Here is a 12,769-nt window from a genome sequence, read left to right as displayed (position 1 = left end):
CACCAAACAGTCATTCGCTCCCGCCTAGACTGGATTTCCAAGGGAAGCAAAGAAGAGGCCGTGCGGTGAGACTCGAATATCCGGCAGGGGGCGCCCTCGCCACCTCCGGCGCGCAGGCGCGCACCCAGGCGCTGCCGCGCGACCGACCCAGGCAGCCGACCTATTCGTCGCTCAACGTGCTGCGGGTCATCCTTGGCGTGGCCGTGCTGCTGTATCACCTGGGTGCCACCTTGGCGCTCGACAAGTATTTCGGCGTCGACCTCTACGAGCACATCTTCGGGTTCGGCGGCGCTCGCATTCCGTTCTTCTTCGTGCTGAGCGGCTTCCTGCTCACCATCGTCTACGCCCGCGACATCGGGTCGCCTGCCCGTGCGCCGGGGTTCCTCTGGCGCCGCGCTTTTCGGGTGTATCCGACCTACTGGATCATCCTGCTGGTGGTGATGGCGCCCGCGCTCTTCTTCGAGAGCCTGCGGGATGCCATCCCGCACGACCCACTGGTGCTGGTCAAGACCTTCCTGCTGATTCCGCAGCACCCGAGCGTGGCCGGCGCCACCGGCGCGCCGGTGCTCGTTGCGGCGTGGACGCTGCACTACGAGATTGCGTTCTACCTCGTGCTCGCCGTGTGGATCTGGAGCCGCGTGGCGGGCATCGCGCTGTGCCTTGTGCTCGCGGCCAACATGGCCGTCTGCACGGAGTGGCAGTGCGGCTTCTACAACAGCTTCCTGGCCGGTGGCAGCATGCTGTACTTCGCGTTCGGCGCTGGTGCCGCATGGCTGGCCCGGCGGCTGCCGCCATTGCCCAACGCGAAGTGGCTCACGTGGGTCGCCGGCCTCACCTACCTCTTCATCGCCGTGCTCACCCATGGAGATGACCTCGGCGTCGCCGGGGCACACGACCCGAGCATCTACTACGGCATGCTGGCGTCCCTGATCCTGCTGTGCCTCACGCGGGTGGAAGACGAGTCGCCCCGAAGCGAAGGCCCGCCCTGGCTCAAGGTGCTGGCGGACTCGTCATATGCGATGTACCTGATCCATTTCCCCGTGATCAGCCTGATGTGCAAGCTGCTCACCGGGGCCGGGCTGCGCGGCTTCTATGGCGCCACCGTGACGCTGGTCGTCACGCTGGGGGTGTGCTTGGCGCTTTCTGTGGCGTTCCACCTGCTGGTGGAACGGCGGCTGCTCGTCTTCAGGGGGACGGGCTGAGTTTCAAAGCGCCATGAGGGCGTCGCGCAGGTTCGCGGCCAGCACGTCGGCGAAATGCTGCTTGCCCTCGCGCGTCAGATGCGTGCCGTCGTGGTCGAGGTACAGGTCGCCGTTGCCATCGCCGCGGGGCGAGGTCGTGGTGCCGGTGCCGGTCTGCCAGGGACCGGTCTTCGGTGCGCTGGTACCTGCACTGTTGACCCAGCCGCCATTCAGGTTGTCGATGAACACCCAGGGGCCGCTGAGGCCCTGCAGCGTCTCGAGGATCACGTCGGCCTTCGCCTGCGCCACCGGATGCGTCGGCGTGAACTGCCGTGGCGCCCAAGGTCCCGTGGCAACGATCACACAGTCGGGCAAGGCCACACGCAGCCGCGCGTAGTACGCCGCCACCGCCTCGCCAAACCCCTGGAACGCATCGATCGCCGAGGCATAGATCACGTTGCCGTCCAGGTCGACCGACGGGCGGTCGATGACGTCGTTGAGACTGCCCGCGGTGATGAAGAGATCGGGCTGCAGCGCGATGGCGCGCTCGAGCCGGCCGCTGAAGGTGTAGGCCGGGTCGGCCGTCTGGCGGTTGGTGCCCACGCGCGCGTAGCCCGTTCCACCCCAGGCGTCGATGTCGAGGTGGGGGATGCCGAGCCGAGCCGCGGCAGCCCAGAAAAGGCTGTGGTCCCAGTCGGCGGCGTAGCCCTGGCCGTACGAGTCGGCCATCGCGATCATCGAGGGCTCGCTGGAGCGGTCCCACCCGGTGATCGTGCTGCCGGCTGGCACTGCCACCGCGCACGGGCCACGCTCGCTCCATGCATAGACCGACACCTTGCGCCGTGCACGGCTGCCGAAGTCGAAACACACGAAACGGTTGGCATCGCGCAGCACGGCGCCCTCGAACCCATCGGACAGCGTGGTCGTGATGAAGCGTGGCGCCATGTACTGCCCGTCCGCGATCAGCGTCGCCTTGGCGAAATGCCCGACGTAGAAGATCTCGAAGGCCTGCGCGTCCAGATCGAAGTGCAGGCCGCAGCCCATGGTGATGATGGGCGACAACACACGCCCTTCCACCACCGCGCCTGACCCCGTACGGATCACCCACTGCTCGCGTCGGTGGCCCCACACCTGCGGAATGTCCTTGAGCGTGGCGGCGCCCGGGTTGTCGATCGGCGGGTAGACAAGGGCATCGGGGCCGAAGACGGAGTCGATGCTGTTCTCGCGCTGCTGCGATACGGTGATCGCCTGTGGGCTGCGCCCGAGCACCGGTCGCGCCAGCGCGGCCTGGAGGCGACCGAGTGGCGTATTGACGGGCGCGGGCGGATGCGAAGGTGGTGCGGTTGGGGGCGAAAGAGCAGGCGGTGGCGATGGTGGGGCCGAGGAGACCGGTGGCGCTTGCTCGCCATCGCCTCCACCGCACGCAGTGAGCAGCCCCGAGGTCATCGGCAGCGATGCGATGGCCGCAACATGCCGCAGGAGCGTACGGCGCGTTCGCTCGGGCGCAGGCGCCGGACGGTCGCTCTCAAGGCGACATGGTGATCCGGTCATGAGACTCCTCCTGGGGTGACGGCTGCCTGAGGCTCTCCAGCGAGAGCACGTGCTGGTAGACGGCGAGATAGGCCTCGATGGCCGCCTCGGCCGAGAAACGGGCGGCATGAGCCAGTCCGGCCGCGCGCACGCGCTCGCGCTTCTGCAGGCTACGGCCGAGCACGCTGCGCAGGACGCCGGCGCCGTGCAACGCCCAGGCCGCGACCGCAAGGTCGTCGGTCGACCTGAGGCGCGGCAGGTAGGTGCATGCATCACCGCCCACCTCGGTCATCGGCGCCTCATCCGTGGTGATGACAGGGCATCCGCAAGCCTGGGCCTCGACGATGGGCCAGCCGAAGCCTTCGGCCAGGCTCGGAAAGAGCATCACCCGGGCATGCGAATAAAGCGCTTCCAGCACCTGCGTGGACAGTCCGCTGAAGAAACGCACCTCGGCCTGCGGCGGCAACATGGCGATGGCGGCCTGCAGTCGCGCATCGGGCGGCGGGCTCACCATCCACAATGGCAGCGGACACCGGCCGGCGGCGACCTCTTCGGCGGCATGCACGCCATAGAGCCGCACCACACCGACGCTGTTCTTGTACCACTGGCCACCCCCCACATGCAGCAGGTAGCCCGCCTCGCTGGCCGGCAGGCCGGCGTTGCTCAGCGTCTGCAAGGCCACCGCCTCCTCCTGCGGCACGTAGGGGTGGTTCAAGCCGTTGTAGACGACTTCCGAGGTGACGGGCAAGACCTCGCCGTATCGGTGCAGGTCGGCGCGCGACTTCTGCGAGATCGAGATGAAATGCCGCGCATGCTGGAAGCCGCGGCGGATGTAGCGCTGGTAGACGCGGCCGGTGAACGAGGTCGGGTTCTCGGCGATGTCGCCGAGCGCCGAGCGCAGTGCGAGCAGATCGTGGCAGTGCACCACATGCGGCCGGTGCGCCACGAGCGGCATCCAGGGGCCGAGCGCCTGGTCGCAGAAGACGTAGAGCGTGTGCGGCGGGTCACGACGCAGATCGGCGCGGATGCGCTGAGGAAACAACAGGTACTGGTCCACGTACCCCGCCCACTTCGAACCGGTGCCGCGCGGCACACGCGCCTGCAGCACAGGCTCAGGCTGGCGCAGCTCCACGCTGTGGCCGCGCGCGCGGTACGCCTCGGTCAGCATGCGGGCGAAATGGGCCTGGCTGTGCGAGCCGAGGAACGCGGGGTGGGTGTAGAGCACGAGTCTCACGGTGTCGCCCTGGCAGGAGTCGCGCCGAGTGCATGTCGCCTCAGCTGGGTGGAGAAATAGCCCAGCGCGACCACCGTGCTCACGAGGCCTGTGCTGGCGTTGATCATGAAGCTGCCGCGCACGGTCGACACGTCGACCAGGGCCGCGGCCACCACGGTGGCCAGCATGCCGGTCGAGATGCCCAGCCAGCCCGGCATCACCCAGCCGCGTGCGCAGCCGATGGTGTAGATGGCCCCGCCCCAGGCGGTGAGGGCGCTGGCGAGCAGCATCCACACCAGTTCGTCGTGCAGGCCCGCGTAGTGGCCGCCCAGCACCCACAGAATGGGCTGCGGCATCAGCATGCCGGCGGCCACCAGCAGCATCAGCAGCATGCCGTAGAACAGGTTGACGCCCGCAAAGCCAGCGGCCAGCTCCGCGGCGCTGTCGCGCCGGGCGAAGTACGGCAGCACGAGCGAGGCCGACACCGCGGTGATCACGGTGAAGAGCGCCGCCAGCCGCCCCAACGCCCCGGCCTCGGCCACGCGCTCCGCACTGCCGAACACGCCGATGAGCCACAGCGCCAGCTGGCTGCTCAGCACGAAGTAGATCGAGTTGGGCGCCTGCCGGCGCACATGGCGCTCGAGCGCCGGCTTGTGCTCGCCCGGCGGTGCGGGCGGCAGGTCGAGCTGCTGCTTCAGATACCGGCGCAGCACGAGCGCATAGACCGCTGCCGCTGCAAGGTTCACGAGGCAGGCGATGATGGCGTCGAGCGCCACGAACACCGCCACCATCAGCAGCCCGAGTTTCGCGAGGTTGATGCCCAGGTCCAGCTTCTGCTGCACACCCAGGTGCCCCAGCACCCGCGCGATCGACAACGCCATGCCGCCTCGCGCGGTGAACACGGCCGTCACCACGATCACGAGCGTGAGCACCGCCACCTGCCACAGCGGCGCGTGCTGGCGCGCCAGCAGGAAGGCGAAGCACGGCACGAGCACGACAAGCGACACCCAGGTGAGCCGCCGGTGCACCTTGTCGGCATCGACGATCAGGCGCCCGAGCGTTTTGCGCTCGGATGCGACGGCGCCGCCGATCGCCATCACCGCCGTGGCAAGGCCGAGGTCGCTCAGGATGATGGCAATGCTCACCATGCTCACCGCGAGCGTGTAGTAGCCGTACTCGGCCTGGGCCATGTGGCGCACGAGCACGATGCCGGCGAGGAAGCCTATGGCCTGCACCAGCACCTGCGTGCTCGCCACGCTGCCCAGCCGCGCGAGGCGGGCGCGGGTGATCAGCATGACCGCCGCCCGTCGACCAGCTCCCGCGGCGCCCGGGGGCGCGGTGCCCGCAGGCCGGGCGGCGGCGGAGCCGAAGATGCAGGCGCGGCCCCGGATGCGGGCAGGACCACCCGCTTCGGCTGCCTCAACGCCGCGCGGGCGGCCGCCACGCTCAGCCCGATGAAGAGCCACCCGTACACGTTGATGGAGCCGTGCCCGGCGATCTGGCCCAGCACGATGGTGTAGCCCGCGTAGCCGAAGAGCATCATCGGCAGCGGGTCGCCGGCATGCCGCGTGGCGGCCAGCACCTGGCGCCCTGCCCAGGCCGTGACCGCGAAACGGAAGAGGATGTAGGCCCCGCCGACCAGCGGCCCGAGGTCGACCATGTGGCGGCTGAAGTCGACCTCGGCGAGGATGCCCACCACCACCCCGTCGATGGTGGCACGCATGAGGATGCTGGCGTTGCCGCCATAGCCGAGGCCGTAGCCGAAGATCGGCACGTCGCCCACGAGGCGGACGAAGTCGAAGAGCGGCATCAGCGCCCGGCCCCATACGCCGCCTTCGATGTTGGCACTTTCGAATTTGGAGGCGTGGTTCCAGCGGTCGATGAAGGCCTGGATGGCGTCGGGGAAGAGCATCGGCGCGAGCAGCACGGCCCCACCCGCCACACACAGCGGAATGGTGAGCGCCTTGGCCCGCATCGACCCGTGGCCAACCACGCCGATGGCCACGGCAACGAGGGCCAGCAGGCCACTGAGCATCACGGTGCCGCGGCTGCCGCTGAAGGCGACCGAGGTGAGCAGCGCTGCAATCGCGACCAGCACCACCGGCAGCGGTGCCAGCCGGCGCTTCGCCGGCTGCAGCAGCGCGGCGATCGCGATCGCGAGCGCAGTGCCGATGAATTGCTGCAGCCCCGCGTTCGACGAGAAGGTGCCCGTCGCGCGCACCCGGGTGCCGTTGATGTTCATGCCCTGGAACTGAAGCTCCTTCTCCTCGGCGGTGCCGACGTTGATGGGCGCGTTGAGCGGCGACATGAACTGCGCCACCGCCAGCACCGCCATCGGGATCGAGAGGATCAAGGTCAGGCGCGCGAAGCGCCGAAGGTCTTCATGCGTGAACTGCTCGGCCACCAGGAAGGCCAGTGGCACGTAGAGGAAGTAGCTGCGCCAGCCGTAGGCACCGAGCAGCAGGCGCAGGTCGGTGGTGCCGCCGGTGGCCGTCTGCACCATCACCAGCAGCACACCCACACCGCCCATCGCCACGCCGATGGTGAAAAGGCGCTCGCCGCGCGGCCACAGCGCGTGACGAGTTGCCAGCAGGTAGGCGCAGACGACCACCGGGTCGCGGATGAAATAGATGTACTGGCTGTACTGCGGCGCCACGTACTTGCGCAGCGCGCCTTCAAAGATTGCCAGCAGGTACACCACCATGATGACCGCGACAACCTGTCGCCGGCCACGTTCACGCGGCGCCGGAAGGCCCACCGCCGCGGGCTGCACCACAGCCGCCGCCGGCGCGGGGCCGCGGCCTCGCAGAAAGGCAGGACGTGCGATTGAAGTCATGTTGAGCGGCGGCACGGCTGCCACCCGAGACCGCTCACTCTAGGTGGTGAATGTTGCAGTTTGGCGTCACGGCGTGCCGCTCGCGGGCCGTGTCTGGATGCGTCGAACGGTCACAAACCCTGCCTAGCATGGCTGCATGCCGCACGCCCACGCTCCCCGTACCTTGGTCGTTAACTTCAACGCCCCTGAGCTGAACCAGCTCGCCGTCGCCCTGGCTGCCAACGGCTCGCTCGATGCCTATGTGCGCCCCTACGTCAACAAGGGCCGCGCCTGGGAGCGCGCGCTGGCCGCCCTGCCGATGGCGGGCCGCGCCTACAGCACCACCTTCGGCCGGCGCCGCATCACCGACCCTCGGCTCGCCCGCCTCACGCATGAAGCCGGCGTGCTGCCCGACGTGCTGGCCGCCACCATCGGCCGCATGCCGGGTCTCGCGGTCAGCACCAAGCACCAGCTCACCACCACGCTCTACAAGTCGGTGCGCGAATCGGTGGCGCAGGCCGCCTGCCGCCATGTCGACGGCATCGACTGTGTGGTGGCCTACGAGGGCTTCGCACTGCCCGCCTTCGACGCGCTGCGCCAGCGCGGCGGTGGTGCCGCGGTGCTCAACTACCCGGTCTCGCATCACCGCTCCCGGCGCAAGGAGCGCCTCGAGGAGAACGAACGGGAGCCGCTCTTCGCCAGCACGTGGCCGGACTTCGACGACTGGCCGGTCGGCCACGAGGAGCGGCTCGACGCCGAGATCGCACAGGCCGACGCCATCCTGCTCGGCTCCACCTACGCCGCCGACACCTTCGTGGCCGAAGGCATCGAGCGCCGCAAGCTGCAGGTGATTCCCTACGGCGTCGACCTGCAGACCTTCACCCCGGGCCGCCCGCGCCACCGCAAGAGCAGCTTCAACGTGATCTACGCCGGCCAGCTGACGCAACGCAAGGGCATCGCGTACCTGCTGCGCGGCTATCGCAAGTTCGCCCGCCGCGACACGCAGCTCACGATGGTGGGCGCGCTCGTCGGCGGCGACGGGCCGCTGCGCCCCTATGCCAGCCACTTCAGGCACATGCCCCACCAGACCCGCCCCGCGCTGGCCGAGATGTACCGCAACTCCGATGTGTTCGTGCTGCCCACGCTGGTCGAAGGCATGGGCCTGGTGGTGCTCGAAGCGATGGCCTGCGGCCTGCCCGTCATCGTGACGGCCAACGGCCCGGGCGACCTGGTTCGCGACGGCATCGAAGGCTTCGTCGTGCCCACGCGGGATGAAGAAGCGATCTGTGACCGCCTGGAGCGCCTCTACCGCGACCCCGACCTGCGCATCGCGATGGGCCGGCATGCGATCCGTCGCGCGCAGGAGTTCAGCTGGGGCGCCTACACCGCCAAGGTGCAGGGCCTGCTCGCGGGCCTGATGCCGCGGCCGCACGCGCCGGCACTGCGCGTGGCGCATGCCTGAGCTGCGCGCGGCGGGGCTGCTCGCAGCAGTCTGCCTTGCGCCGCTGGCGTGGTCGCAAACAAGCACGCGCCTGTCGTTCGAGCTGCCGAGCGCGGCCACCACGAGCGCCGGCGTCTACGACCTGCAGGGCCGACTGGTGCGCACACTGTGGCGCGGCGACGCATTGCCCAAGGGCCGCCATGAGCGAAGCTGGGACGGGCTCGATGACATGAAGCGCCCGGCTCCGGACGCCCGCTACGAGATGCGCCTCGTGCACCACCAGATCCGCTACGTGTGGGAAGGCGTGATCGGCAACACCTCGCTCGGCACGATCGCGCAGCGGCACCGGGCGTACCAGCCGCCGCAGAGCATCGTCGTCGAAGGCGACCATGCCTACTACGCGGTCGGCTACAACGAGCAGCAGCCTGGCATCCACGGATTCGCGCTGGCCGCGCCGCAGCTCGACACCCGCCCGCTGGGCAGCAAGGACACCTTCGCCTCCATCTCGATGCTGGCCTCGGACGGGCACCGCCTGTACTGGGCCAACACCGGTGGACTCTCGCGCACCACCTTCGTCGGCGTCTACGACCTGAGCCCCTTGCGACCAGCCGTGTTCACGCAAGGCCAGCCGGTGTGCCTCTTCTACCGCTACAACAAGCCGCCCTGCGAGCCCGAGCAGAGCTACCAGAGCGTGATCGACGTCGAGACGCAGGACGGCAACGGCCCCACAGGCCTCGCCGTGCAGCGCCAGGGTCGTGTGCTGGCCGTCGCCCACGCCGCGCAGGGCATGGTGCGGCTTTTCGACAAGACGAGCGGCGCGCGCATCGGCCAGATCGCCGTGCCGCTCAATGCCAAGGCCTTGAACCAGCTGGCATTCACGCCGGCCGGCGACCTGTGGGTGATCTCGGGCCGCGTGGTGCGGCGCTACGCCGGTGTGGATCGCAATCCGCAGCTTGTCGCCACGGTCACCGGCCTTGCAAAACCAATCGCGGTGGCCGCGGCGCCCGACAGCGAGCACCTCTGGGTGGCCGACGGCGGGGAGCGCCAGCAGGTGCGCCAATTTAACCGCGACGGCCGCCCCGGCCTCATGCTCGGGCGCCACGGCGGCTATTCCGCCGACCCGCAGGTCGAGCCCGACAAGCTCTGCTTCCGCGGCCCAGCGCATACCGAACAGACGGGCATGGCGCAAACCGCCGACGGCAAGCTCTGGGTGATCGACCATTGCAACAACCGCCTGCTGCGCTTCCCGCTCAACGGCATGACGGTCGGCCGCAGCGACGAGCAGGTCGCCTACCTCCCGGGGTTCTACCTCTCGGCAGTCGACCACCAGAACCCACGTCGCGTGTTCGCCAACTTCCTCGAGTTCGAGGCGCAGGTCGACGGGCCGTGGGAACCCGGCAGCACCTCGTGGCGCCTGGTGCGCAACTGGTTGGGTGGCCTGCCGCCAGCACTCGACGACAAGCATGCGTTCAACGCGCTCTATGGCGGCCTGAGCACCGTGGAGACGCTTCGCAACGGACGTACCTACGGCATGGTGCGAGCCTTCGATCAGTATGTGGTGGTCGAACTGCCGCCCAGCGGCCCTCTGCGCGTGGTGCGGCCGCTCGGCACACCACTGCCGCGAGCCTTCCACCCGGTGATGTATGAGAACGGCGACCTTGGTCATGCGATCACGGGCGACAGGACGCAGGTGGTCTTGCGCCGCCCGCTGACGGGGTTCGACCCGCAGGGCAATCCCACCTGGGCCAGCGAGCCGGTGGTCATGGCGAGCGTCCCCGTGCTCAGCGGCACTCCTTACACACGACACTCGACGATGGGGCTGCCGCCGCGCTACCCCCTGACCGGCGGCGGCGTGGTCGTCTACCTTGACCCGTCGATCACCGGCAATGAAGGCTTCCACCTCGGCGGCGCACGACTGAACGGCAGCGACTGGCTGTGGCAGGCGAGCCCCACCGGGCCGCTGGATGGCAAAGGCACCTACCAGACCAAGGCGGTGGACGGCTGGCTGCAATACGGCGGCAACGCGGTGCTCGCGCATGGCCGCCACATCGTCTACGGCTACCACGGCGAGTTCTACCGCGACCTGCAGACGAACAACGTCGGCCAGGCGAACCAGTTCATGCACTTCGACGAGAGCGGCCTCTTCTTCGGACAGTTCGGCACGCCCTCGACCCGGCTTCCCCCGCCCGACCTTGCAGGCGTGAGCGGCAACGCCTTCACGCCCTCGCTCGTGCGCGCGGGCGACCGGCTCTACCTCTATCACAACGAAGAGTCATCGCATGGCGGCCTGCACCGCTGGCGCATCGATGGCTGGAACGATGTGCAGGACCTGCGCGGCCAGGGCACGGCTGGCAGCACCATCACGCTGCAATGAGCAGGCCGGTCATGCAGAGCCGCCACACCGCCATCGACATCGCCAAGGGCCTCGGCATCGTGCTCGTCGTGCTGGGCCACGACCGCACCGTCGGCGGCTGGGGCTGGCCGGGCTGGATGATCTTCTCCTTCCACATGCCCCTGTTCTTCGTGCTGTCCGGGGCGTTTCTGCGGCCTTCCGATGACATGCGCCGATTCGCCGTCTCGCGATTCCACGCCATCCTGAAGCCCTGCTTCGTCGTGGCGCTGCTAGTGGCGGCGGCGAAGTGGCTGGCCGGAACGCACGGAATGATTGCACCGGTCGGCGCGGGGGAGCTCTTCGGCGGCGTGCTGTACGGCACCGGCGCCACCCTCATGTGGACGCCGATGTGGTACCTGCCGCATCTCTTCATCGCCTCGTGCACGGGCCTGCTGCTGCTCAAGGCGCTGGCCGGTCGGCCGCAGCTCATGGTGCCGCTGTGCAGCACGCTGCTCGCGGGGGGCGTGTTCGCCATCGGCCGGCTGCCCGAGCTCCCGTGGAGCGCCGACCTGCTGCCGATCTCGGTTCCGTTCATGCTGGCCGGCTGGCACCTGCGCGACCGGATCTTCGCGGCACGGTTCCGCACGCTGCACTGCGCCGTCGCGATGGCGGTCTTCGTCATGCTCAATCTGGCGTTCGATGCGCGAATGGACCTCAACATGCGCGTCTACGACGACCTGCTCGTCAACACCGCCGAAGCCGGCTGCGGCGTCTACCTTGTGCTGACCCTGGCCTCGCGTCTGCAGAACGCGGGCCCGCCGTCACGCCTGTTCAGCACGCTCGGGTCGGCGTCGCTCTTCATCCTGATGTTTCACCACCCCATCCAAACGAAGGTGCTGACGGTGCTACAGGCCAGGGGCATGAGCGACTTAGGTGCCTCTGCCCTCGCGGTGACGGCAGGACTTGTGCTGCCGCTCCTGGTGTGGGATGGCGCGCGACGCCTGCCGCCGCTGGGTTGGTTGCTGCTGCCGCCGGTCAGGGCGCCGCACGCCCCGACATCAGCATCGCCCGCGCAAACATCGGAATGCGCCCGACAGTCTCAAAGTGAAGCTCCACAAGCCCGAACTCCTTGAGCAGTGAAGTGAGCGTAGAGCGAGAGAAGAACTTCAGCCGCCCCTCGTCGGTGAGTGGATCCCAGCGGGCGTCGAAACGGCCGGCGAAAGCCAGCGCGAGGTTCTTCGAGTAGCCGTGGAAGTTGGACGTCAGCACCAGCAGTCCGCCTGGCTTCAGCGCCGACAAGGCCACCGACACAAGCCGGCGCGAATGGGGCACGTGGTCCACCAGGTCGATCGCGATCACGGCGTCGAATCGGCCCACCAGCGCCGGGTCGAGCGCATGCATCGCATCACCGGCATGGAACGGCAGATGCGGGTAGTGGTGGCGGGCCACCTGCAGCTGCATTTCGTCGCGGTCGAGCCCGGTGGTGGCAAAACCGCAGCGGTCGAGTGCCGCAGTGAACCAGCCATCGCCGCAGCCGAGTTCGAGCACCGAATGTGAGCCCGCCTTCACGAGCTGCTCGACGATCGGCCGGGTCACATGGCTGTGGATCTGACGCGGGCCGGGCGTTCGATCGGCAATCAGCCGATCGATCATCGGGCGATCGGCCTTCACTGCCGGCTCCGCGCACGCAGCTCGCGCGCGGGCGAACCGGCATACACCGTCCAGGGCTTGAGGTCGCGGGTGGCGATGCTGCCGAGGCCAAGCACCGCTCCGTCGCCCACCGTCACGCCGGGGCAGACCACGGCACGCGCGGCCACCCAGGCATAGGCGCCCAGGCGGATCGGCGAGCTGATCATCGGGAACGCCGGGTCGTCCAGGTCATGCGTCGATCCGCAAAGATAGGCCTGTTGCGACACAGTCGCATGCGAGCCCAGGTGCAGCGGCAGTGCGTTGTAGATGACCGCGCCATTGGCGATGGCGACGGCGTCTTCGCAGATGAGGTTCCATGGCGCCCAGATCTCGGCCGCCGGGTAGATGCGGCAATGGGGCCCGAGCTTCGCGCCGAAGCAGCGCAGCACGAACGCACGCCAGACGTGCAGGGGCCGCGGCGTCCAGCGGATCAACAGGAGGTGCGCCAGACCCCACAGCGCCCGTGCCGCACGGTTGCGCAGCGACATGCTTGGCTGGAGGTACGGGTCGATCTCGGCGGCGATGTGGGTCGTCGGCATTTCAAACGCAATGTCGTCTCGCCGCCGCA

The 12,769-nt window shown here is 68.7% G+C and carries 10 protein-coding genes; 4 read left to right on the top strand and 6 right to left on the bottom strand.

The window, feature by feature from the left end; translation table 11 throughout:
• Nucleotides 1-65 precede the first annotated feature (65 nt).
• On the top strand, nt 66-1,202 hold the full coding sequence (locus JI745_RS00790; RefSeq protein WP_201803018.1) for an acyltransferase: 1,137 nt from the start codon (nt 66-68) through the stop codon (nt 1,200-1,202).
• Between the two features lie 3 nt (nt 1,203-1,205).
• Here JI745_RS00790 and JI745_RS00785 read toward each other — a convergent pair whose 3' ends face one another.
• From JI745_RS00785 to JI745_RS00770, 4 genes are all read right to left on the bottom strand, one after another.
• Nucleotides 1,206-2,450: an SGNH/GDSL hydrolase family protein gene (locus JI745_RS00785; protein ID WP_201803017.1), complete on the bottom strand. Its 1,245-nt coding sequence runs from the start codon at nt 2,448-2,450 to the stop codon at nt 1,206-1,208.
• Between the two features lie 256 nt (nt 2,451-2,706).
• A complete protein-coding gene (locus JI745_RS00780) occupies nt 2,707-3,945 on the bottom strand; it encodes a glycosyltransferase family 1 protein (RefSeq protein WP_201803016.1) in 1,239 nt (412 codons plus the stop codon).
• Entirely contained in the window at nt 3,942-5,219 is a 1,278-nt protein-coding gene (locus JI745_RS00775; RefSeq protein ID WP_201803015.1) for a lipopolysaccharide biosynthesis protein, read from the bottom strand. Before JI745_RS00775 ends, JI745_RS00780 begins: the two co-directional genes overlap by 4 nt.
• Nucleotides 5,213-6,760 (bottom strand): hypothetical protein, encoded by a 1,548-nt coding sequence (locus tag JI745_RS00770; RefSeq protein WP_201803014.1) that lies wholly within the window; start codon nt 6,758-6,760, stop codon nt 5,213-5,215. The genes JI745_RS00775 and JI745_RS00770 overlap by 7 nt, the downstream gene beginning before the upstream one ends.
• A 136-nt stretch (nt 6,761-6,896) precedes the next feature.
• Here JI745_RS00770 and JI745_RS00765 point away from each other — a divergent pair, with 136 nt between their 5' ends.
• From JI745_RS00765 to JI745_RS00755, 3 genes are read left to right on the top strand one after another with little or no spacing between them, the layout of a single operon-like run.
• Nucleotides 6,897-8,201: a glycosyltransferase family 4 protein gene (locus JI745_RS00765; RefSeq protein WP_201803013.1), complete on the top strand. Its 1,305-nt coding sequence runs from the start codon at nt 6,897-6,899 to the stop codon at nt 8,199-8,201.
• Nucleotides 8,194-10,554 carry a hypothetical protein gene (locus JI745_RS00760; protein WP_201803011.1) on the top strand — a complete coding sequence of 787 codons (2,361 nt, stop codon included), beginning with the start codon at nt 8,194-8,196 and terminating at the stop codon, nt 10,552-10,554. Before JI745_RS00765 ends, JI745_RS00760 begins: the two co-directional genes overlap by 8 nt.
• A gap of 11 nt (nt 10,555-10,565) precedes the next feature.
• Nucleotides 10,566-11,645 (top strand): acyltransferase family protein, encoded by a 1,080-nt coding sequence (locus JI745_RS00755; protein ID WP_236674860.1) that lies wholly within the window; start codon nt 10,566-10,568, stop codon nt 11,643-11,645.
• Here JI745_RS00755 and JI745_RS00750 read toward each other — a convergent pair.
• Both JI745_RS00750 and JI745_RS00745 read right to left on the bottom strand, forming a co-directional pair.
• On the bottom strand, nt 11,548-12,183 hold the full coding sequence (locus tag JI745_RS00750) for a bifunctional 2-polyprenyl-6-hydroxyphenol methylase/3-demethylubiquinol 3-O-methyltransferase UbiG (protein ID WP_201803007.1): 636 nt from the start codon (nt 12,181-12,183) through the stop codon (nt 11,548-11,550). The two genes, JI745_RS00755 and JI745_RS00750, sit on opposite strands and share 98 nt — an antisense overlap.
• On the bottom strand, nt 12,180-12,740 hold the full coding sequence (locus JI745_RS00745; RefSeq protein WP_201803005.1) for a putative colanic acid biosynthesis acetyltransferase: 561 nt from the start codon (nt 12,738-12,740) through the stop codon (nt 12,180-12,182). The genes JI745_RS00750 and JI745_RS00745 overlap by 4 nt, the downstream gene beginning before the upstream one ends.
• Between the last annotated feature and the right edge of the window lie 29 nt (nt 12,741-12,769).

Source organism: Piscinibacter sp. HJYY11 (genome assembly GCF_016735515.1).
Taxonomy (GTDB): domain Bacteria; phylum Pseudomonadota; class Gammaproteobacteria; order Burkholderiales; family Burkholderiaceae_C; genus Rhizobacter.
Note: the sequence above shows the minus strand (reverse complement) of the source record. Positions and strands in the feature narration are given on the sequence as shown.